At 59.6% G+C, this 21,021-nt stretch carries 20 protein-coding genes; 13 read left to right on the forward strand and 7 right to left on the reverse strand.

All coding sequences use genetic code 11. The features are described 5' to 3' along the window. Window positions 1–184 precede the first annotated feature (184 nt). Window positions 185–1,024, forward strand: a complete 840-nt coding sequence (locus ABIB00_RS34250; protein WP_354107422.1) for an ABC transporter ATP-binding protein — start codon at window positions 185–187, stop codon at window positions 1,022–1,024. On the opposite strand, the gene ABIB00_RS34255 is transcribed toward ABIB00_RS34250, so the two are convergent. Continuing rightward, window positions 1,021–2,175, reverse strand: coding sequence for an AGE family epimerase/isomerase (locus tag ABIB00_RS34255; protein ID WP_354107423.1), 1,155 nt, complete (start codon window positions 2,173–2,175; stop codon window positions 1,021–1,023). The genes ABIB00_RS34250 and ABIB00_RS34255 overlap by 4 nt on opposite strands. A gap of 86 nt (window positions 2,176–2,261) precedes the next feature. Here ABIB00_RS34255 and ABIB00_RS34260 point away from each other — a divergent pair, with 86 nt between their 5' ends. After that, window positions 2,262–3,485: a phenylacetate--CoA ligase family protein gene (locus ABIB00_RS34260; RefSeq protein WP_354107424.1), complete on the forward strand. Its 1,224-nt coding sequence runs from the start codon at window positions 2,262–2,264 to the stop codon at window positions 3,483–3,485. Window positions 3,486–3,555: 70 nt separating this feature from the next. Here the strand turns inward: ABIB00_RS34260 and ABIB00_RS34265 are convergent, their stop codons facing one another. The 3 genes from ABIB00_RS34265 to ABIB00_RS34275 all read right to left on the reverse strand — a co-directional run bounded on the left by ABIB00_RS34265 (window position 3,556) and on the right by ABIB00_RS34275 (window position 5,410). Beyond that, entirely contained in the window at window positions 3,556–3,894 is a 339-nt protein-coding gene (locus tag ABIB00_RS34265) for a hypothetical protein (RefSeq protein ID WP_354107425.1), read from the reverse strand. Then, window positions 3,894–4,532: a hypothetical protein gene (locus ABIB00_RS34270; RefSeq protein ID WP_354107426.1), complete on the reverse strand. Its 639-nt coding sequence runs from the start codon at window positions 4,530–4,532 to the stop codon at window positions 3,894–3,896. The genes ABIB00_RS34265 and ABIB00_RS34270 overlap by 1 nt, the downstream gene beginning before the upstream one ends. 122 nt (window positions 4,533–4,654) lie before the next feature. Further along, complete coding sequence (locus ABIB00_RS34275) at window positions 4,655–5,410, reverse strand: hypothetical protein (RefSeq protein WP_354107427.1); 756 nt, start codon at window positions 5,408–5,410, stop codon at window positions 4,655–4,657. A gap of 224 nt (window positions 5,411–5,634) precedes the next feature. Here ABIB00_RS34275 and ABIB00_RS34280 point away from each other — a divergent pair, with 224 nt between their 5' ends. Further along, entirely contained in the window at window positions 5,635–5,973 is a 339-nt protein-coding gene (locus ABIB00_RS34280; protein ID WP_354107428.1) for a hypothetical protein, read from the forward strand. Between the two features lie 645 nt (window positions 5,974–6,618). Continuing rightward, window positions 6,619–7,149 carry a hypothetical protein gene (locus ABIB00_RS34285; RefSeq protein WP_354107429.1) on the forward strand — a complete coding sequence of 177 codons (531 nt, stop codon included), beginning with the start codon at window positions 6,619–6,621 and terminating at the stop codon, window positions 7,147–7,149. 71 nt (window positions 7,150–7,220) lie between these two features. On the opposite strand, the gene ABIB00_RS34290 is transcribed toward ABIB00_RS34285, so the two are convergent. Beyond that, window positions 7,221–7,565 (reverse strand): hypothetical protein, encoded by a 345-nt coding sequence (locus ABIB00_RS34290; RefSeq protein WP_354107430.1) that lies wholly within the window; start codon window positions 7,563–7,565, stop codon window positions 7,221–7,223. On the opposite strand from ABIB00_RS34290, the gene ABIB00_RS34295 reads away from it, so the two are divergent. Continuing rightward, on the forward strand, window positions 7,529–8,485 hold the full coding sequence (locus tag ABIB00_RS34295) for a recombinase family protein (protein ID WP_354107431.1): 957 nt from the start codon (window positions 7,529–7,531) through the stop codon (window positions 8,483–8,485). The two genes, ABIB00_RS34290 and ABIB00_RS34295, sit on opposite strands and share 37 nt — an antisense overlap. Window positions 8,486–8,569: 84 nt before the next feature. On the opposite strand, the gene ABIB00_RS34300 is transcribed toward ABIB00_RS34295, so the two are convergent. Further along, on the reverse strand, window positions 8,570–9,073 hold the full coding sequence (locus tag ABIB00_RS34300) for a D-glycero-alpha-D-manno-heptose-1,7-bisphosphate 7-phosphatase (protein ID WP_354107432.1): 504 nt from the start codon (window positions 9,071–9,073) through the stop codon (window positions 8,570–8,572). Between the two features lie 423 nt (window positions 9,074–9,496). Here ABIB00_RS34300 and ABIB00_RS34305 point away from each other — a divergent pair, with 423 nt between their 5' ends. The 8 genes from ABIB00_RS34305 to ABIB00_RS34340 all read left to right on the forward strand — a co-directional run bounded on the left by ABIB00_RS34305 (window position 9,497) and on the right by ABIB00_RS34340 (window position 18,418). After that, the gene (locus ABIB00_RS34305; protein ID WP_354107433.1) at window positions 9,497–10,330 is read left to right on the forward strand and encodes a YqaJ viral recombinase family protein; all 834 of its coding nucleotides are present in this window, start codon (window positions 9,497–9,499) and stop codon (window positions 10,328–10,330) included. Further along, on the forward strand, window positions 10,314–11,492 hold the full coding sequence (locus tag ABIB00_RS34310; RefSeq protein ID WP_354107434.1) for an ERF family protein: 1,179 nt from the start codon (window positions 10,314–10,316) through the stop codon (window positions 11,490–11,492). The genes ABIB00_RS34305 and ABIB00_RS34310 overlap by 17 nt, the downstream gene beginning before the upstream one ends. 648 nt (window positions 11,493–12,140) lie before the next feature. Beyond that, on the forward strand, window positions 12,141–13,226 hold the full coding sequence (gene gmd, locus ABIB00_RS34315) for a GDP-mannose 4,6-dehydratase (protein WP_354069390.1): 1,086 nt from the start codon (window positions 12,141–12,143) through the stop codon (window positions 13,224–13,226). Next, complete coding sequence (fcl, locus tag ABIB00_RS34320; protein WP_354069392.1) at window positions 13,207–14,175, forward strand: GDP-L-fucose synthase; 969 nt, start codon at window positions 13,207–13,209, stop codon at window positions 14,173–14,175. The genes gmd and fcl overlap by 20 nt, the downstream gene beginning before the upstream one ends. A 15-nt stretch (window positions 14,176–14,190) precedes the next feature. Further along, complete coding sequence (locus ABIB00_RS34325; protein ID WP_354069394.1) at window positions 14,191–15,399, forward strand: glycosyltransferase family 4 protein; 1,209 nt, start codon at window positions 14,191–14,193, stop codon at window positions 15,397–15,399. 172 nt (window positions 15,400–15,571) lie between these two features. After that, window positions 15,572–15,982: a hypothetical protein gene (locus tag ABIB00_RS34330; RefSeq protein WP_354069396.1), complete on the forward strand. Its 411-nt coding sequence runs from the start codon at window positions 15,572–15,574 to the stop codon at window positions 15,980–15,982. A 1,791-nt stretch (window positions 15,983–17,773) separates the two neighbouring features. After that, window positions 17,774–18,004, forward strand: coding sequence for a hypothetical protein (locus ABIB00_RS34335; protein WP_354069398.1), 231 nt, complete (start codon window positions 17,774–17,776; stop codon window positions 18,002–18,004). A gap of 240 nt (window positions 18,005–18,244) precedes the next feature. Next, a complete protein-coding gene (locus ABIB00_RS34340) occupies window positions 18,245–18,418 on the forward strand; it encodes a hypothetical protein (protein WP_354107435.1) in 174 nt (57 codons plus the stop codon). A 552-nt stretch (window positions 18,419–18,970) separates the two neighbouring features. On the opposite strand, the gene ABIB00_RS34345 is transcribed toward ABIB00_RS34340, so the two are convergent. Then, entirely contained in the window at window positions 18,971–20,902 is a 1,932-nt protein-coding gene (locus ABIB00_RS34345) for a hypothetical protein (protein ID WP_354069402.1), read from the reverse strand. Window positions 20,903–21,021: the final 119 nt, after the last annotated feature.

Consider the following 21,021-nt stretch of genomic DNA (forward strand, 5'->3'; position numbering starts at 1 on the left):
GGCCGCTGCGTTGTCATCTCCACCTCCGGTGCTGGTGCGCCTGCCCGCCCGCGCCCCCCCACCCCCCCGCCCCCCCCCCGGGGGGGGGGGGGGGGCGGGCGGGGGGCCCCCCCCCCCCCCCCGGGGGGGGGGGGGGGGGGCCCCCCCCCCCCCCCCCCCCCACGACTGCGGAGAACTGCGAAGCATGACTCAGATTGCAGAAGCGACACGCCCCTCCCCCAGCATCGTAGCCGCGCCGCCCCTGCTCGGCGTGCGCAACATCGAGGTCGTCTATGACGATGTCATCCTGGTGCTGCGCGGCCTCAGCCTCGACGTCCCCAAGGGCGCGATCGTGGCGCTGCTCGGCGCCAACGGTGCCGGCAAGTCGACGACGCTGAAGGCGATCTCGGGGCTGCTGAAGACCGAGGACGGCGAGGTCACGCGCGGCGAGATCCTGTTCGAGGGCGAGCGCATCAACGGTATCGATCCCGACAAGATCGTCCGCCGCGGCATTTTCCAGGTGATGGAGGGCCGGCGCATCGTCGCCGACATGACATCGCTGGAAAACCTCAAGCTCGGCGCCTTCACCCGCAAGGACCGCGAGGTCGGTGCCGATCTCGACATGGTCTTCGACTATTTCCCGCGGCTGAAGGAGCGCACCGGGCTAGCCGGCTATCTCTCCGGCGGCGAGCAGCAGATGCTCGCGATCGGCCGCGCGCTGATGGCGCGACCGAAGATGATCCTGATGGACGAGCCCTCGATGGGCCTGTCGCCGCTGCTGGTGAAAGAGGTGTTCTCGATCATCCAGAAGATCAACCGCGACCTCGGCGTCACCATTCTGCTGGTCGAGCAGAACGCCCGCGCAGCGCTGTCGGTGGCAAGCCACGGCTACATCATGGAGCAGGGCAAGGTCGTGCTCGACGGCACCGCGGACGAATTGCGCGACAACGAGGACGTCAAGGAATTCTACCTCGGCGGCGCCGGCGACCAGCGCAAGAGCTTCAAGAACCTCAAGAGCTTCAAGCGGCGCAAGCGCTGGCTTTAACCTTCCAATACCTGCTCCGCTTCCGTGACTGCGCAGAGAACATGATAGAACGACGACGCAGGAATGGTGTCGATCAGCGATTTGCCGTCGCGATCGAACTGGTCGTACCAGCCGCCCCGCACAGGATGGTTGAGATAATGCCGTTCGAGCCGCGCCAGCGCCATGCGCGCCTCGTCCGCCGCGCCCGTCTCGCCGGATTCGGCCTGCGCGATCCACGCTTTCGCAATCTCGGTCTGCGGCCACAGCCGGCGCGTGCCGCGGCGAATGTTGCCGGCGTCGTCGCCCTCGTCGATCAGGCAACCGTTGGCCGCGTCGCGATAGCGCAGCGCGGTCTCCAGCAGTTCGGCGCGCCGCTGTCCGGTCGGGCAGCCCGTGATGCGTTCGAACCCCTTCAGCAGCCAGACCCATTCCGCCTGGTGTCCCGGCTCGACGCTGACCGGCGCGATCTTCGACCAGTCCTCCTCGAAATATTCGCCGAGCGCGCGCGTCTGCTTGTCGTAGAGATTGGCGAGGAACAGCGCGAAGAACTCGCCGGCGCGATTCTGGAACGACAAATCGTGGGTCGCGTCGAAGCACGCGATCATCGCCTCGAACAGATGCATGTGCGGATTCTGCCGGCGCGGCAGCGAGACCGGCAGGCCTTCGTGGACGCCGCCGTGCGGCGAGCGCAAATGGCCGTCGAGGAAGGCGAGCAGTGCGTCGATCTCGGCGCGAATTTGCGCGTCCTGGTCGAGCGCATAGACTGTCGCCAGCGCAAACAGGATGAAGGCGTGGTCGTAGGCGTCGCGCCGGTCGTCCAGCACCGCGCCCTCCGGCGTCAGCCGGTGCACGTAGCCAGGCCGGCCGTCGGGCGCTTTCGCGCGTGCGAGCAGATGCTCGAGGCCCTTCAGCGCGATGGCGCGCCCCTCAGGATACCAGCCCATCTGCGCGGCCTTGGCGTAGCACCAGATCTGGCGGGCCTGCACGAACACCCGGCGCGGCGCGGCCACGTCCGCCGTGCCGTCATGGTGCAGCCGATCGATGAAACCACCCGCGCCATGGTCCCAGCCGACCGTCGACCACAGCGGCAGCGCCTCGTCGATCATGCGGCGCTTCAGGCGCGCGACGACGTCCGCCACCTCGCCCGCCGCAATGATTCCTTCGTCCGCCATCGCGTCCTCTTCAAACCTCGCCAATGGCCGTCTGATACCCATGCCGGCGGCGGCGCGCAACGGATGCCAACCCGGAAAGATCAACCATGACCGCCCATTACGACGCCCTCGAGACGCGCGAACAAGCCGCGCGCGAGGCCGATCTGTTCTCCCGCCTGCCAGGCGTGCTGCGCAGTGCGATGACCGCGCCCGCCTATGCCGATCGGCTGAAAGGCGTCGATCCGGCCACCGTGACCTCGAGGACGGCCCTGGCAGGCCTGCCGGTGCTGCGCAAGTCGGAACTGCCGGCCCTGCACAAGGCCTCCACGCCCTTCGGCGGCTTCGTCGCGGCTGCGCCCGGATCGTTCGCCCGCCTCTTTACCTCTCCAGGGCCGATTTTCGAGCCGGAGGGACGACAGGCCGACCCCTGGCGCGGCGCACGGGCGCTATTCGCGGCCGGGTTCCGGCCCGATGACATCGTGCTCAACACCTTCAGCTACCATCTCACCCCCGGCGGCTTCATCTTCGATGCGTCGGCGCGCGCGCTCGGCTGCGCCGTGATCCCCGCAGGTCCCGGGAATACCGAGCAGCAATTCGAGCTGATCGAGGCCTACCGCCCTGTCGGCTACAGCGGCACGCCCGACTTCCTGAAGATATTGCTCGATGCCGCTGCCAGTTCGGGCCGCGATGTCTCCTCGATCAAACGCGCGCTGGTCTCGGGCGCGGCGTTCCCGCCCTCGCTCCAGGCGGAGATGAAGGCGCGCGGCATCGACGCCTATCAAGCCTTCGGCACCGCCGATCTCGGCCTCATCGCCTTCGAGACCGGGGCGCGCGACGGCATGGTCGTGAACGAGGACCTGATCATGGAGATCGTCAAGCCAGGCACCGGCGATCCCGTGGCGCCGGGCGACGTCGGCGAGATCGTCGTGACCTCGCTCGACCCGCACCATCCCTGGATCCGGCTCGCGCTCGGCGACCTCACCGCGGCGCTGCCGGGGACCAGCCCCTGCGGGCGCACCAACATGCGCATCAAGGGCTGGATGGGCCGCGCCGACCAGACCACCAAGGTCAAGGGCATGTTCGTCCGACCCGAGCAGGTCGCCGAGATCGGCAAGCGCCATTCCGCGCTCGGAAGACTACGCCTCGTCGTCGCGCGCCAGGGCGAGACCGACGCGATGACGCTGAAAGCGGAAACGGCGGCCGCGAGCGACGCGTTGCGCGACGAGATTGCAGGCAGCTTGCGCGCAGTGACGAAACTCGGAGGCGACGTCGAACTGGTGAGGCCCGGCGCGCTGCCGAACGACGGCAAGGTGATCGCGGACGAGCGGTAGTGGGCCGCCTCAATGCTTAATCTGTTCCTTGGAATTGGGTTCGTTCTGTCAAACTGAAGTTTACACCCGTCTATTTCTTCCGTAGCGCCGAAGCACTGCGCTTGGCATAGCGCTCAAGAGCGTCCAGCTGGCGCACGAGGACATCGATGCCATTGCGGTTTCCCTCCCACAGTTGCGTTTCGATGTCGAAGGTGAGTTTGCCCCGCTCCGCCTCGATGCGCGCGATTCGTTCGGACAACGCTTCCAGGTCGAGGCCGGATTCAGACACCGGACTTAGGCCGCTAAGAACGGCGGCCAGGCCATGACGGAGCGCATTCCTGCTGGAACGCGCCTTGCCCGGCAACGAGCGGGGTCCGGTGCTGCGGGCCGCGTTCCTTCTGTTGGCGGCGATCTGCTTGTCAGATGCCATCAGTTCGCCTCGCGCTCGAGGGTCATCTCCAAGCCCGCGCGGGAGACGGCACCGAGCGCCGCCCTGCGCAGATCTTCGCCGCGCTTGGCATCACGGCGATCGATCTCCCTGAGGAACGCCATCAGCTGCTTCTGGGCGGCGTTGATCTGGCGATCCACGAGGGCGAGCGACGGCAGCGCGAGCTGGAAGGCTTCGACGTCGACCGCGTCCGCTGCATAGCCCATGCTGGCGAAGCGCGCCTCGATCTTTGCCTTGCCCTCCTTATTCGAGAAGTACTCCTTCCTGTGATCGTTGACCTCGAAATACGCGGTGGAATTGCGCTCGACCGCGCCGTCCGTCAGGCGGATCAAGGCCACGACCGCCTCGGGGCGCATGTGCTGGATGATCGCGCTGCGGATGCGCTCAAGCCCCATGGTGCGAAACGTGAGAAGCGTTGCCTGAAACAACATGGCATATTCGGCGGCGGCGCGGTGGCCGGCCTGAACGGCGCTTGCCAGGTCGTAGAACAGCGCCCTGAATTCGGCGACACTCTCGTTCGGGCCGATCGGCGGGTGGGCCAGCTGGCCCTGGATGTAACGCGGGACGGGATACGATTGCGGTATTGTCGACGACGGGGTTTGCTTCACATTTTCAGCCATGGGTTAAAGCTCCTGATCTCATGGCAGGCAACCAGAGCATGCCATCCAGCAGCAGAACCTGACTTTGATGCCTCCAGGAAGCCAAGCCTTGTGGGTGAAAAGGGGTAGGCAATACCGGCCAGTTATTTGAACTGCTCGGACGCAATTCTTTCGATGGTCTCAACGGTTACGTCGGGCAACCCATGCTCGCGAAGGTGCGCTCGCAATGGACCGATCACCCTTTCGAGGAACAACAAGAACGGGCCGCTGTCGACATAGAGAACGCCGCCCCCCTGCACGTCGACAGGCATTTGCCGCCGGACGATCCGGCCGCCCAAGGATTTGAAGGTCTGCGCGAGGTTTTCGGCCAGCATTCGATTGGCGACGCTACGTGGACGACCGCGAACGCGCCGTTGCTGTTCAAGCGCACGGCGCGCTGCCTTTGCAATGTTGGCCGCAGTTGGCCTTCGCGCCCGGGCCTCGAAGCGAACCCGCCTGCGACCAAAAACATCCTGTTGATGCGTGCCGGGCGGTTCGCTGCCGCGACAATAATTGGACACGATGGCCCAGTGAACCTCCGGCGGAAGCGCCTTCGAGCGAAACAACACCGGCTGTCTTGCGATCTGCTCGAGCCAGATCCGCACGATGCCCGCCGGCGTCTCGTGCGAGCAGTGCGCTGCAATGGTCAGCGCGGTTGCGATCGCTTCGATGGCGGCCTTTTCTTCTGCCTCCAACGGCCCCGGGTTCGCCAGTTGACCCTCGATATCATACTTCTCGTAGAAGCCCGTCGGCTGCAGAATGGAGACGACACGCGTCGAGAGCGCCGAATAGATGGAGTCCCAGATCGACAGCCAGCCTGGCGCCGGCTGGTAGCTTTCCGCACGATAGCGCTTCGGCACGAGCAGGTCCCTTTACAAGTCGCTCAGTGAAGACTGGTCATGTCACCCGTTTTCGCCGGACCGATTCTGTGCCCTCTATTCTGACGATGCAGAGCAATTTGGGGAGAACGCTTTCGAGAACTTGCGCGGACGACGAATCAGATGAACATCGACAACAAAGCAGAACTTGGCTCAACGAAAAAGACCACGCCAGAGACCAAAACCAATCGTTAAGAGAGTTCAACATGTTCTACGCCAGAAAGGCTGCGCTGCGCCTGGATCGGCAACGGGTATCCCTGCAGAGGCATCACAAGGCGCTGCTTGTCGACCTCACCAAGAACCCGGGCCAGACACAATCCGCGGAATTCTCCCAGCGCATCGAGATCCTTCGGTCTGAGCTCAAACAGTCAATGATTGAGAGCATTGAGATTTCGAGAGTCGTGGTCAAGTGGATGGATAAGCTGAACTTCGGCAGCATGGCCGAAGCAAGCATCGCACAGGGGTGTATCAGCAAAATCCACAACGATTTCATAAAAACGCTGAACGATTTCGACACGAACGCCGCCAGACAAGCCTCGAAATGATGAGACGAGACGGCACGACGTCCCGCGCGAGCCGCCCGGTCAAGCCGTAGCGGGAGGCGCTACCTGCTGAGTCACGTCAGATGCGACATGCGCAATAGAGCTCGTGTGCAGACGTCAATCCGGAGCCGTTCTGCATGGCTTCCCCTCTTCATTCCGGCCAGATCCTACACGCGTTTCCCCACCCGTTCGGCGCTCCTCCTGTCCTGCTCACCCCCTCATTCCCTGTGAGCGATCAAGACGCTTGTGTTCGCCCACCTCGCCGGCACGATGGATATGGCCGGCTCTGCGAACCGTTTCGCGCTAGCTTGTCACCCCCACGCTCGATGCCGCAAAGGTCGCGTTGCGGGACCGATTCAACCTTGGCATCCGCCCAGTCAAAGGCCGTACCTCTTCGCCTGCATGCGAACCGGATGATGCGCACGCTCCGGCTCCAACTTCCAAATCAAATTGAATCTGACGACTGGCAATCCGATAACACCATACTATTTTCACCCATGGGATCCCGATATTCAATTGTCGGCGAACATTCACGTCTCGAATCATGGTGCGCACGGCATGGCGAAGCACGATAATCTGTTTGGAGCGACGAGAATTCATATTCGCACGTAGTCATTCGTTGTTTGCCATCAGGACGGGACGCAAGCAATGACAGGCCCTTTGATCGGATCGGACCGCCAGATCCTGCTTTGCGCAAGGAGATATGTCGCGCTCGTTGCCGAACATCGAAAAGCGGATCACAATGCGCGACAACTTCTGCAAACCGGGATGAACCGGCTCCTTGAATCGATCACGTTAGAAATAGAAGCTGAGAAACGCCGGCGCGCCATCCATTTGGAGCTGGGCATTCGGTGTTTTGTCCGGGACAGAAAGCCCTTCAACCGCGTTATTGACGCTTCAGAGGCGGAGGCCGTTCGCCATTATTATTCTACACCTCCCGCACCGGCCCTCGACGCTCTATCGGGCGAGGATTGCGTTTTGTTGGGCGATCTTTTCGAAGGATGGGCGCAAGACAAGCGTCAAGATCCGCGGATGATGATCGAATTGCTGGGCTGGTCGGACGGGATGCGGATTTTGGCTCAGACAGTCGGACGCGACTACGATCCCCCGCCCTGGCCGGAGGGCGTCAAGGTCCCGCTCCTGAAATTCATCGTAAATCGCATACGAGCGGCTGACTAGACACCGAAGCTGTCAGGCTTTCCTCCGGTAACTCCCGGCGGGTCTTGCGATATCAGAGCGTCACGGAGATACTACGCGCCGTCCACTAGGTCAGCAGCGATCGCGTCAAGTACTCCGACATAGCAACGATCCCAATTGCACCCGAGGCCGTGGGCTGCCAGTGCATGATCGCTGAGCCGCTCCCGGCAAAGATTCCGCACAACCAGCCCGCTGCCAAAATGGAAGAAGGCAGGATCAAAAGCGGCAGACTCTCCGCTGATATGCAAATCGCGCAATCTCGCGACCAACTCGGGCGGCAGATGAGCCAACACATGCCGCTCGACGTCCTTGCGAATCGGCTCGGGGACCTGGGCCCAAAACTGGTTGGTCCGTGCACCGGGTGAATTGGGCAAGCCGTCCGGGACAAACAGGTTCATGCGATTCCGATTTGAAAGCAGGAAATACGATATCGCGCCGACGGTCGCAAGCGTCGATCGTACGCTTGCTCAACAAAGAACAAGTTCCCAATCACCGGGGCACACCATGGTCCGAAGGGATGATCCGCAACATACTGAGCAACGAAGCCTACATCGGCAACAGCGTCTATAACCGCAAGTCGTTCCGGCTCAAGCAGGTGATGAAAAAGAACCCACCCGAACTATGGGTCAGAGCGACTGGTCTCTATGAGCCTATTGTTGACAGAAGCATTTTTCTTAAGGCTCAAGAGCTTCTGAAAGAGCAGTATGTCAGGCTTTCGGATGAGGAATTGCTGAAAAAGCTGCGAGAGGCGCTCGCTGTCAACGGGAGGTTGAGCGTCTCGATAGTGGCGGCGACGGAGGGCATGCCGAGCCCACCTCTGTATGCATACCGTTTCGGCAGCGTGCGGGAAGCGTTCCGCCGGGTCGGCTATGTGAACTCTGATCGCGACTTCGATTACCTTGACGCGCGCCGACAATCTGATGCTGAACTGCTGCAACAGGCATCGAAGCTTGCCACGCGCATTCGAGCACTTGGCGCTGCGGCCGTCTTCGACGAGGACACCAAAGTGATGACTATTGACAGCAGGCTCGCCATTTCTCTTCGGATGGCTCGCTACTACATCGCGCCACGACACGCGCCCGCCTGGCTGGTACATCGGCGGATTATCGAACCCGCCGAGCTCATTTTGGCGCTGAGGCTGGATCCAGCAACAAACAGACAAGTGACGGATTATTTCCTATTGCTGCTGAGTGAAATGGCCAAGGAGCGAATTAATCTCACGGCGACGCCTCGCTCCCGATTTGCGGCTTACCGTTGCCCCACAATCGAGGACGTCATGCGAGCAATCATGACTAAAGTGGCGGCTTTCTCCACGTAAGGGCTGTACGAGGCAACTGCACGACGCTACGTCAGAACATGTTCGCCGCGTCTGATGATTGGACGTCTTTCCTGATTGGCTTGTTTATCTGGCGGGTAAATGGCTACGGACGAACTGCTGAAGATTCCCGCCCCCGAAAAGGTAGCCGCGTATCCCCGCTCCGGTTGCCGCTTCGATGTCAGTGAATTTATCGCCTATGAGAAAGCTCCGAGCAGAATCAACGGGGAAGCGATTCATGATCTTCGTGATCATGCCAGGCTTAGGCTTTCGGCAGGTGCACGAAGTGCGGTAAAGCTCAACGCTTGCCTCGGGATGATGTGGACAATACTCGAATGCATCTATGTGAGCGCCGACTTTAGCCAGCTCCTCTGACATCCAGGTATGAAGGATTCTAATATCGGGTTCCTTGTACAATCCTTTAGCAACTCCTGACTGGTTCGTAATTACGAAAGCAAAATATCCCGCGTCATTGACGGCCTTCACGGCTTCGCGCGCGCCTGGCATCCAACTGAATTTAGCTCTCTCATAGAGATAGCCTATGTCCTCGTTGAGGACGCCATCCCGGTCAAAAAACACCGCAGGTTCCATTGCAAATACCTTTGAACCAAGCAACCTTGCGATCAAGGTTGGCGCGCTAACTGCTCACTTCGAAGAAGCGCCCTTAGAGGGCCGGTGAGAATAGCTACTAGCCCCGCTTTCCGGCGGGCTTGCGCAAACGAACTCCAAGTCCTCCGCCGTTCTCGGAAATAAGAACCACACCCGAACTTTCGAGGGCCCCTTGCATCTTCCTAATAGCGTCATCAGAGACGACGCGCCGTTGCTTTTCAAAGTCGACCACCGTCGACAATCCGATCCCTGCCAATGTTGCCAGCTGCGGCTGTGTCATATCGAGCAAAGCCCGGGCGCCTCGACATTGAGACGGCGACATCAATTTCAACATTTTATGTTGACACCTATTCTGCTTCCCTGTAATCAACATTTTATGTTGATATTTTCAAGGGAGACCATGCCGTGATTCTTAAACAGACGACGCAATTATCTGCCATCGACCGACGCTCATTCATAGGAGGATCTGATGCGCGGATCATCATGGGAGAGGATGGACACAAACTAACTCGGCTCTGGCGAGAGAAGCGAGGTGAGGTCGAGGCCGAGGATTTGAGTGGTGAGCTGATCGTTCAACTTGGGACTATTACAGAGGACCTCAACCGGACCTGGTATGAGCGAACCAGCGGCAACCGCGTTGAAGATGTTCAGAGAAGGGCCAGGCATCCGGTCCACAAATGGATGGGAGCAACGCTGGACGGGCGTGTGCAGGAGACCGGGGCAGTATTCGAAGCCAAGTTCATGCTGCCCTGGAATTTTTCAGAGGAAGCGGCAGCGGACAAGCACATGGCTCAACTGCAGCACAACATGTGGGTCGTGTCGGCACGTTCCGCGGTGCTTTCCATTATCACGGGCGGTGGAAAGTGGGTTGAAATCACGGTACATGCGGACCCTCTTTACCAGCACCTTCTTTTGACGGCCGAAAAGCAGTTTTGGCGCTGCGTGCAAAGCGGCGATGCACCGGCACTGTTCGGAATTGAAACGCCGCGTCCTCGGCTCGAGGCCATCAAGATCGTCGATATGGCAACATCCAACTCCTGGGCTGGACTTGCCGCGACTTACCTCCGCACCCGATATGCTCACGATGACCATGAGCTCGCTAAAGCCGAATTGAAGAAGCTGGTTCCGGAGGATGCGAAGGAAGCCACCGGACACGGTATCAAGGCCAAGCGTTCCAAATCTGGCGCGATCAGCTTCGAGGCTCTGCGGGTGGAGGTCGCTCGTGCATCAGTCCAGTGAGCGCATAGGCGCCCTCGCTGCAGCCTTGGCGAAGGCCCAGGCTGCGCTGACCAACCCCGAAAAAACCCTGACGGCGGTCATCCGGTCGCCGTTCCCCCGGGAGGACGATAGGACTTTTCGTTACGCTTCCTTGGCTTCCGGCTTAGACATCGTCCGCAAGACACTGAGCCAGCAGGAGATCGCAACGATCCAGACTACGCGTATCGAGCAGATCTCAGGTCAGATACACCTCACGACGCTGCTGGCCCATGCCTCCGGAGAATGGATTTCCTCTGACCTGCCGGTCTGCGCCGCAAAGGATGTCGAGGCCCCCCACCGCATGGGCGCGTCCTTGACCTATGCCCGCCGCTACGCCCTGTTCGCTCTTGTCGGCATTGCCGGTGAGGACGATCTGGATGCCCCGGACGCCATGGCCGGACCTCCCGCTGCCGCCGCGCCGCAAGTGGCTCCCGGCCCCAAGGGGAAGCCGGCGAAGGCGGTGTTGAACCGACCGGCGGTCCTGGAGCTTCAGCAATCCGCTGACCTACGAAAGCGGCTGTTAGCCCAGCTGGCGACCTTAAGGGATGGCGACGACCTCCTGGCTTGGGCCAAAGCGAGCCTTCCACTGAAGAACACGCTGCTGCAGGCCGACGCCCGGGCCCTGGAGGCGGCCTATCAGATGAGGCTCGAGGAAATGGCTCGGCCTGAGACGGAAAACGACATGCCTCGATCTGGGCCTGGGAGCAGCCCAGGAGAGGGACCGGTGCAAGGGCCTTCCCGAGACCAAGCCGTTATCGCAGGCCCAGACACCGATGAGCCGGCGGATCAGAGCGAGGGGGGCCTCGCCTTCCCCAAGGAGCCTCCGCGCAAGCGAAGCAAGGCCCACCTTGCGTTTGTCCGCGCACAGCCTTGCCTAGTCTGCAAGCAGGCTCCGTCCGACGCCCACCACCTCAAGTTCACCCAGCCGCGAACGCTCGGCCGCAAGGTCAGCGACGAATTCACCGTTCCGTTATGCCGCTCTCACCACCACGCTCTCCATCGGCATGGGAACGAAAAGGCGTGGTGGGTGGATATGCAGATATTGCCCTTGCCTGTTGCCAGCGAGTTATGGACGGCGAGTCCTATTCATGACCCCGCCAAGCCGAACACCCCCATCATGATGGTCCATCGCAGATCGGGGTAGAGGCTACACGTCTATAAACGGCTGCTTCAGTCAACAGCATCCCCTGTAATTGCAGGCCGTGTCCCCTGGTACCCCTGGGGACACATTCACCATGGCAATGAGCAAGACGGCCCATACCACAGAACTATTTAGCTCGCGGATAGTCCGCATCCAAACAACGATACTGCTGACGCCCCCTTTTTTGGATTCTCCTGTTCTCCGGATCAGCGCCGCTAATCTCGGATACCTCAAACAGCCGGTCTGGGTTGCGGCAGCGGCCTTTTCAACATCGGTCGATGCAACTTGCGCCCGTTCTGAGCAAACTCTTGTCATTGCGCTCTCTCACTCCAACCTCCCCTCGAAGGTTAGAAAATCCTCGATTCGACCGACGTCTATAAGAACTAGGGGACGTCGAGCAATCCACTTTGCCTCGGCGAATTAACATTGGAACCGGCGAAAGCTGTCTGGTAGTTCCTCAACCACAGCTTTGAGGTTTGGCACTAAGCTTGAAAATACCGAGGTTTGACAGCCCACAAGTGGAGACGCGTCACTATGATACTTGAATTTTGGGGCATTTTGCCAACCGCACTGCATTACGAAACAAGACATCGCTAGAGAACTGCGATACTCAACAAATCGTCGCTAGCAAACTCGGTTGCCTGGAACAGTATGAACTCTCAAGTATCCAAACAGCGGATCGCTCTCATCACCGGCGTGACCGGACAGGACGGCGCCTACCTTGCCGAGTACCTGCTGTCGCTCGGCTATGTCGTGCACGGCATCAAGCGGCGCTCGTCCTCGTTCAACACCGCGCGGGTCGACCATCTCTACCAAGACCCCCATGTCGGCAATGTGCCGTTCCAAATGCACTACGGCGACATGACGGACTCGACCAATCTGATCCGCCTGGTGCAGCAGATCCGGCCGACCGAGATCTACAATCTCGCCGCCCAGAGCCACGTCGCCGTGAGCTTTGAGAGCCCGGAATACACCGCCAATGCCGATGGCATCGGCGTCCTGCGCCTGCTGGAAGCGATCCGCATCCTCGGCATGGAGAAGGAGACGCGGTTCTACCAGGCCTCGACCTCAGAGCTCTATGGCCTCGTCCAGGAGATCCCGCAGAAGGAGACCACGCCGTTCTATCCGCGCTCGCCTTACGGCGTGGCAAAGCTCTACGGCTACTGGATCACGGTGAACTACCGCGAAGCCTATGGCATGTTCGCGAGCAACGGCATCCTGTTCAACCACGAGAGCCCGATCCGCGGCGAGACCTTCGTCACCCGGAAGATCACGCGCGCTGTCGCCCGTATCGAGGTCGGGCTGGAGGAGACGGTCTACCTCGGCAATCTCGAAGCCAAGCGCGACTGGGGCCACGCGCGCGACTACGTCGAGGGCATGCACAAGATTCTGCAAGCCGACAGGCCTGACGATTTCGTGCTCGCCACGGGCGAGATGCACTCGGTGCGAGAGATGGTCGAACTCTCGTTCGCGCAAGTCGGCCGCCGCATCAAATGGCGCGGCGAGGGCGTCGACGAGACCGGCGTCGACACCAAGACCGGCAAGACGGTCGTGAAGATCGATCCCACCTATTTCCGCCCTACCGAGGTCGATCTTCTCGTCGGCGACGCCAGCAAGGCGCGCGAGGTGCTCGGCTGGACGCCGAAGCGGAGCTTTGCAGAGCTCGTCGCGGAGATGATGGCGAGCGATCTGGCGGTAGCAAAACGGGACGCGACGAGTGGCAAACGCTCCGTTTGAGCTGACAGGCAAGAGTGTCTACGTCGCCGGCCATCGCGGCATGGTCGGCAGCGCGCTTGTGCGCCGGCTGGCGGGGGAGGACGTCAAGCTAGTCACCGTGGACCGGCGCGACGTTGATCTGTGCAACCAGGCCGCCGTGTTCGACTGGTTCGCGAAGACGCGGCCGCAGGTGATCTTCCTCGCCGCGGCAAAGGTCGGCGGCATCGCCGCCAACAACACGCTCCGGGCAGAATTCATCTACGACAACATCGCGATCGCGGCTAACGTGATCCAGGCCGCGCATCAAAACGGCGCCGAGAAGCTGATGTTTCTGGGCTCGTCCTGCATCTATCCGAAAATGGCGCCGCAGCCATTGCGGGAAGATTCCGTCCTGACGGGCCCGCTTGAGCCGACCAACGAGCCCTATGCGATCGCCAAGATCGCCGGGATCAAGATGGCCGAGGCCTATCGCAGCCAGTACGGACGCGACTTCATCAGCGTGATGCCGACCAATCTCTATGGGCCCGGCGACAATTATCATCCCGAAATGAGCCATGTGGTCGCGGCCCTGATCCGCCGTTTCCACGAGGCCAAGGTGTCGGGCGCGAAGAGTGTCATTGTGTGGGGCACCGGCACGCCGCGGCGCGAGTTCCTTTATGTCGACGACATGGCGGATGCCTGCGTGCACCTGATGAAGACCTATTCGGGCAACAAATTGATCAACATTGGCACTGGCGAGGACATTACCATTGCCGAGTTCGCCCGCTTGGTCGCGGAAATCGTCGGTTATCGCGGCGAGATCAGTTTCGACACCTCGCGGCCCGACGGGACGCCGCGCAAGCTGCTCGATGTCGGCAGCCTCGACAAGCTCGGCTGGCGCGCGACGACGCCGCTCGAGGATGGCTTAAAGCGCGCGTACGAGGCGTATCAGACGGAAAGCCACCCAAACGGCCACCAGCCAAACGCCTGAGGATCACGTTTGCAAATGGCCATTTCCGCAAAACTGATCATCGCGGCCCAGTTCTATCCGCCCGACACGACCACGACGGCAATCTATGTCGGCAGGATCGCGGAGTGCCTCGCAAGGGATCGGCAGGTCGTTGTGATCTCGGCGACACCAGGCTCGCGCGCGACCGGCCAAATCGGCAAGCCCGAGGTCGTCGAAATAAAAAGCTGGAATCCTCGCAAGTCGGCGATCGTTCAGCGCGCTGCAGCGATCTGCCTGCTCGCGGCCCAGATGTTCTTCTCGGTCCTGCGGCGGGCAAGGTCGGGCGACATCGTGTTTTGCGTCACGACGCCGTTCACTCTGCCCTACAGTGTGCTCGTCGCCGGAAAACTGCGCGGAGCAAAGGCCACGCTTTTAGTATACGATCTCTATCCGGAAGCCCTCCAGGCAGCCGGCATGGTCCGCTCGACCTCGCTAGCGGCTCGCCTCATTCGCTTTGCCAACACGCTGTTGTTCCGACGCCTTGATGCGATCGTTGTGATCGGGCGCGACGTGCCGCCGCTGATCAAAAAATATCGCGGTGTTACCCCAGAGCAGCTTCGCTACATTCCGAACTGGGCACTGACGTCGATTGGCTATCGAACGATCGATCCGGCCAGCCGCTTTCGTGCTGCGGATTCGTCTAAATTCATCGTCGGTCTGTCCGGCAATCTCGGCTTCACACACGATCCCGTCAGTGTGTTTGAAGCGGCCCGCCTGTTGCGACACCGGACGGACATTCATTTCATCCTGTCCGGATGGGGCGTGGGCTGGGCCACGCTCAATGATCTCTACGGCAAGGACCGACTCGAGAATGTCACGATCCTGAAACCTGTTCCCGAAGACGAACTCGTGGAGTTTTTGTCGGCCGCAGATCTCTGGATTATTCCTTATCGCCGCAATGTCACCGGTGTCTCGATCCCCAGCCGTCTTTATAATATCCTGGCGATCGGGCGGCCTGTCGTGATCACCTCGGAAGCCAGTTCCGAAGGCGCGCTGGTAATTGGAGAAGCAGAAATCGGATGGGTCGTTCCTCCCGAAGCTCCAGCCGAGCTCGCGCGCGCCATTCGCGAGGCGGCCGGCGATCGTCAGGCCACGAAGGACAAGGGCGTTCGTGCGATCGATATCGCAGAGAAATATCGCGAAGACATCGCCCTTGCTCGCTATCGCGAGGCCATGAACGAAGTCGATCAGGCTGCGCGCCGTTGAGCAATCTCCGCTCTGAATATTTGATGGTTGAAGACTGACCATTCGGAGGTCGGCCGCTCGTCTGAGAACGCTTCAGACCTTAGAGAAAATAGACAGCAACGACCAGACGGTATAGTTGTTCACAACTTGGCGCAGTCTTAGCAGAGTCGCAATCGGAATGAGACCTATCATAATGGCGTTCGCAGCTATCGCGGCGTACCTTCCAATCGCATGGTGCCTTGACGCAACGTACAGGCCATCGCTCGATGCCGACGTGCTGCACAGACCTTTCATCAAGATCGGTGGCAACGCTTATGTGACTTACCACAAGATTGCGGGAGCAAAAGGAGACGTCCCGAGCGACCTAAGCCGTGCCACGCTCGCGTTGACAGAGAATGGTACGGCGCTCGGACCGGCGCACATCCCGGAGGCCGAGGTCTCTGCATTGGGCGGCGGCCGCTATATTTTCCTTCAGACAGGTCAGGACCCGCCCGTCCTCGTATTCTCAGCCTCCGACAACTCCGACCCCAACACGAATGGACGCGTCTATCTGGCGACAGATCCAGGCGCGCGTGACCCTTACGAAGCGCAACGCCGGCGCTAACCGTCAACGTACCGGTCGCATGCTACCAACCCTCCCCTCAATTCTCATCCCGCTGGCGCCGCGCTTCCATGCGAGGCGCCGGCCATGGAAAAAGTGTTCTACTGAGGAGTCGCCGCCCCGACGAGGTTTCGTCCGCCCGATTACCTGCGACGGCATTATTTTTGAGTGATGGCATCGTACCATCATTGTAAAGCTCAAACCGGTGACGTTGCCCGTTGACGCCGAACTATTGAGAATGACTTGCGTAGCCGGACCGTCCGACTAGAATACCAACACCAGCGTTGTTGGCGGCGTCCCGCCAGAGACCCCGCCCAACTTGCAGAGACGATCTTCCGGGCGGCACGGGATCGCGGCGAGACGCAGCAGAAACGGCACCGGAGCGCGAGCCTCGCCGAAAAAATACGCGGAAGAAGGTACTCTCGCATGCTACCATGAGGTGTACAACGTCTTGGGACGATGGCAGGGGGTTAAGGCCGCGAATCGTGATGTGAAGCCACTGCAGCCGCTTTTCATACCTGACAGGATCCGAGGAGCTGTCCCTCGGCCATCCTCCGTATTCGAACCAAGGATACTCAGATCGAAGAGGTCCGCCAGCGTTCCAGAACCCGTATTGAAGGCAACATCATGACGCTCTAGTGACAGGTGAGGAATAAGATGGCATTTGAATGGATTGTGCTCGAGGCGCTTGGATCAAATTGGCGGGGCGTTCTGTCGATCGAAAGAGCTACCTAGGTTCCGTTCGTTCTCCGCCACGGGACGGGAGTGACTCACGCGCAGAGGGCGCCGATAATCATGACCAGATAGTGGATGCTTGCGGGGCCCTTGCCCCAGCAATCGCTGCGATCGTTGGGTTTGGGGCTATGAGTGCATTGAAACGCTTGACTCCGTTGCTATGTTTTCTTCTGTCTGCATGCTCGGTCTGGCCAGAAACATCAGTTGGACCGCCTGCGGCTCCTCCGGAAAATCCATTGACGGACAATGCACAGCGGACAGGATTAACGCGAGCAGCCAACAATGCGCATCTTACAGGCCCGCTCGAAATGTCCTCTGTGCGGAAGACCAATCACGGCCCAGGGTCATCTTTTGTCTGTATTAGACAGGTAGGTTCATTTTCCGGGAAGCAGCAATTGCCTTACGCCGTCTTCTTCGACGGCGACAAATACAAAGGATCGAGACTCTCCATTATCATGGAAGAGTGCGAACTGCAGACCTACGTACCTGTTCAAAGGCTCGATGACCAATCTTCCCGTCCTGAGCCGTGCATAGCGGGCTGTGTACCTGGAAAGCCATACTAGCGGGATGTTCGTGCTTGCTTCAAACGAGCTGGTCTACGACGCTGCAAGCAGCCGATGCTAAGGAAGTTCTGGGAAGGTTGGGTTTTAGTCCAAACAGGAGGACCTTCGCCGGTTTCTTGGAACTCCTCCAGGACTCTTGAGCTGAACGGCGACCGGCGTCGTATCGCCAGACTGAAGACCTCTGTCGGCGGGACATGCGGCATCAGCCTGGTCAGTTTGGACGGGTTAGTCATGTGGCAAATGCTGCTCGGCAGTTGCTGACATTCGCGTCCTAGTATAAATGATCAACTCATGCAGTATCGAAAACGACAAGCGCCACTCGATGCGGTGCACGACAAATGATATGTCGGGACAGTGTCTGCGGTCCTCGTTCACGCCCGCGAGGTAGTACTTAACTACGGCGACATGTGGTAATTGCACTGTTGGGAGCTGCCGGCGGTTCAATCCATTCCGGGGGTGCGCATGGGATTTGCTTGAAACGTTGGGACAACTACTGATGAGCTTCAATCATCCGCACGCCACGACCGCTTGGGAAACCAAAGAACTGACTGCTGGTGGCATAAAAAGGGTTTTGGTCGTAGAGACATATTTAGCCCTTAGCGCCAATGTTGAGGGCTACGACGCTGTTGCTGTTAACGATCTTCTCTCGGCGGCCAAAGAATATCTGGCAAAGAATGGAGTGCGGTTGGATTTCCTTCGGCTTTTCGAAATCAAGGAAATCAGTTGATGCACCACGCTCGAAGCGTACACCACTTGCTGCTGCGCTGTTCGACTGCTTCGCACGTGTGCGGCCGCAGGTGAATCTTTCTCGCTGCGGCAAACTTTGGTGGCACCTCGCCAACAACAAGCTGCGCGCCGAGTTTATCACGACATCCCATCGCTGCGAACGTGATCCAGCTGCGCATCAGAACGGTGCCAAGAAGCTGATGTTTCTCGGCTCGTCCTGCATCTGTCCCTAGCTCATACCGTGCGCCTGCGCGAGGACAGCGTTCTGACCGGCCAGCTGGAGCCGACCAACCGGCCCTACGCCATTGCCAAGATTGCCGACATCAAGGCGGAAGCCTATCGCGGCCTGCATGGCTGCGACTTCACCAGCGCTCGCCAGCCAATCTCTACGGCCCAGGCGACAATTATCACCTGAGCGGAGCCACGTCGTTACCACGTTGATCGGCCGTTTCCAGGAGGCGAGGATGTCAGGTGCGACAAGCATCGCAGCTTGCGGCAGCGGCACATTGTGACGCGAGTTCCTCTATTTCGATGGCGAATGCGTGTGTGCACCTGTTCAAGGCTATGCCGGCAGCAATTTGATCGACATGGGCACGGGCGAGGACATCGCCGGGTTCGCCTGTGTTGTTGCCAAAATCGGCTGCGGCAGTTCTGCTCGCGAAAGATCGCCGCCGCGAGGAGGAGTCGCCGCAACGGGGCCTTCGTGCTCAGCGCCGCACAACTGGAAAAGTTGCGCTCGACCTCCGGAAGGCATCGCGGTACTCGCTGAGCTGATGCTGATACCGGAACTGATCTGCGGCGACATCCTCCCAAATCGAGAAGAGCACGAGACATTCACTAGCACAGTGAGCAATTCTCACAAACAGCGCAACCGCCATCTGGGATAGAAGCCATCGGCTAACCGCCCGAGGCTGGGTTCCAAGGACTTAGCTTTCCAGTGAAATCGGGGGCCGAGCCTCCCACGAACCTAGCGGGGAAACGCCTCCAGAACATCGCTGAACCGGAATAACCAGCCGTATTCGAATCCCTGTTGACTATCAATGAAGAGGGCCTTGTCCCTCATCTTCCCAAGTATGGAATTCAAGCACCATTGCCTATTACTCATGTTCTTGCTGATGATTTGAAAGTCGACCGACCGCGCCTCCATTTCCTGCAACCGTTTCTTCAGATCATCCATTGACTGACATTTCGCAAAATCAGCTTCCAGCCAGGTCAATCCCGGTGCGCGATAGAACGGCGCCCAGTAATCAAACGCGATAGTCACGGGCTTGGTCGTAGCGTTCTGTTCGACGTACCTGCTCATTGGGTAAGCCGTCTCGCCCCATCCCGGCCACGTCCACCAGATGTAGCGATTCATGTCTAGCGCAGCGGCATTGTCCAGCGCCCGGTCCCGCACGACGTTCTTGTATCGCAAATATGACGGCGCTGCCGACAGTGCGACCAGCACCATCAGAGCGGCGACAGTTGTCTGTACCGCAGCGGTGGTCGCGGTGCTGATGTTCTCGAACCATACCAACATTGGATAGACGCCGAAAATCGTCAGTAGCAGGCTTACCAGAACGAGGTATTTCGGCTCGAACGGCAGGTCCGCGAAGCTAAACGCGCTCAGCATCGCCACCGGGAAGAACAAAACGAGGATTAGCGGTACCGCGTGACGATCAAGCACGGACCGATTTCTTCGCGCCAAAAACAGGAACAATGGCGCGGCGGCGACGATCATCACCAGGGTGATCTCTGGCAAAGTGTAGAAGATGACCCGCGCCATGCTCCAGAATTCCTTGAGATGCTGAAGCATGGCGCTGTGATCCATCGTCGTGATGGCGCTGTAGGCAATCGGCCTGGCCACGTAGATCGATTCCGCGCGAAGCGCTTCAACGTCGATGTCGTTGCCGACGATTGTCGGATCAAACAGAACATTCTGCTGGAAGAATATTGCCGACACGCCAAGTGCCACGACAGTCAGCGAAATGATTGAAAAGAATATCGTGGCGACTTGCGCCGGCACCTTGGACGGCACTAGCGCCGGCCATCGCTTACGGATCGCCGGCAGCCCCAGGTAAATCAGCAAGAGGGCCACGAGCGGCAGCAGCGCAATCGACGGCTTGATATTGACGAAATACAGCGGCACGCTGGCGAAGATTGAGCGCATCTGGAGCGGATTGAGCCAGATCTTTGGCACCAGCAACACGCACGTTCCTAAAATGGTCAGGCCGAAGATCACCAAAAATCGTCCCGCCGCGGCCGCCGCCTCGCGCGGCGCCGGCACCACGAGCGGTATCAACATCAGCTCGAGCCAGCAAATCAGGATCGTGATCGAGAGCGAGGTGTCTTTCTCCAGATAGGCGAGGCCGCAAAATATCGCGATCACGGCCACGCCATTGCGCCCAAATGCGCGATATCCGACGTAGTGAAGGATGGCGATGGCGGCAAATAATGTAGACAGAATGTCGTATTTGAGAACCTTCGCGATGCCCTTGAGCATCGGAAAGTTCATGACGACGAGCAGCGTGAACAGAAAAGCGTTCGAGCTCCAGGCGGACGCGCCGGCCAATCTCACGACGAGCGAGGCCAGATAAGCCATCAAGACCAGTGCAACGACGACCTGAAAAAACGCAAACGGCAAGATCGGCGTGTAGTGAATGTCCCAGACGATCAGATCGTTGAGCTGATACAAACGGCTCAGGATCGAGTTCAGCCACTCTCCCGGGTAGGCAATCAGAAGATTAGAGATAAGAGATCCATCGCTCAACTGAATGGATCTCACGTCGGCGAGAAATGCACCGAGCCGCTTCAAAGTCGAGGTCTGATCTGCAGTTGGGTATTGGGAGAGGGCCCAAAAATAGGTGGCAATCGACACCAGATTCGCGGCGAGGAGCCCGACCGTTGCAAGTATTCGCAAAACATCGCTCGATTTTGTTTTAGGCGACACTGAATTTGTTGATGACAATGATGCGAAACCTTTGAAGTGCCGAAAATTCCTGACGCGCAAAGTACCGTATTCGCGGGCGCCGGTGAGTT

Origin of the sequence: Bradyrhizobium sp. LB14.3, assembly GCF_040547985.1 — a bacterium.
In the GTDB taxonomy this organism is placed as follows: Bacteria; Pseudomonadota; Alphaproteobacteria; order Rhizobiales; family Xanthobacteraceae; genus Bradyrhizobium.

Coding starts and splice junctions, on each gene's coding strand:
- ABIB00_RS34250 (WP_354107422.1), top strand. CDS start 185: ATGACTCAGATTGCAGAAGCGACACGCCCCTCCCCCAGCATCGTAGCC.
- ABIB00_RS34255 (WP_354107423.1), bottom strand. CDS start 2,175: ATGGCGGACGAAGGAATCATTGCGGCGGGCGAGGTGGCGGACGTCGTC.
- ABIB00_RS34260 (WP_354107424.1), top strand. CDS start 2,262: ATGACCGCCCATTACGACGCCCTCGAGACGCGCGAACAAGCCGCGCGC.
- ABIB00_RS34265 (WP_354107425.1), bottom strand. CDS start 3,894: ATGGCATCTGACAAGCAGATCGCCGCCAACAGAAGGAACGCGGCCCGC.
- ABIB00_RS34270 (WP_354107426.1), bottom strand. CDS start 4,532: ATGGCTGAAAATGTGAAGCAAACCCCGTCGTCGACAATACCGCAATCG.
- ABIB00_RS34280 (WP_354107428.1), top strand. CDS start 5,635: ATGTTCTACGCCAGAAAGGCTGCGCTGCGCCTGGATCGGCAACGGGTA.
- ABIB00_RS34285 (WP_354107429.1), top strand. CDS start 6,619: ATGACAGGCCCTTTGATCGGATCGGACCGCCAGATCCTGCTTTGCGCA.
- ABIB00_RS34290 (WP_354107430.1), bottom strand. CDS start 7,565: ATGAACCTGTTTGTCCCGGACGGCTTGCCCAATTCACCCGGTGCACGG.
- ABIB00_RS34300 (WP_354107432.1), bottom strand. CDS start 9,073: ATGGAACCTGCGGTGTTTTTTGACCGGGATGGCGTCCTCAACGAGGAC.
- gmd (WP_354069390.1), top strand. CDS start 12,141: ATGAACTCTCAAGTATCCAAACAGCGGATCGCTCTCATCACCGGCGTG.
- ABIB00_RS34325 (WP_354069394.1), top strand. CDS start 14,191: ATGGCCATTTCCGCAAAACTGATCATCGCGGCCCAGTTCTATCCGCCC.
- ABIB00_RS34330 (WP_354069396.1), top strand. CDS start 15,572: ATGGCGTTCGCAGCTATCGCGGCGTACCTTCCAATCGCATGGTGCCTT.
- ABIB00_RS34335 (WP_354069398.1), top strand. CDS start 17,774: ATGAGCTTCAATCATCCGCACGCCACGACCGCTTGGGAAACCAAAGAA.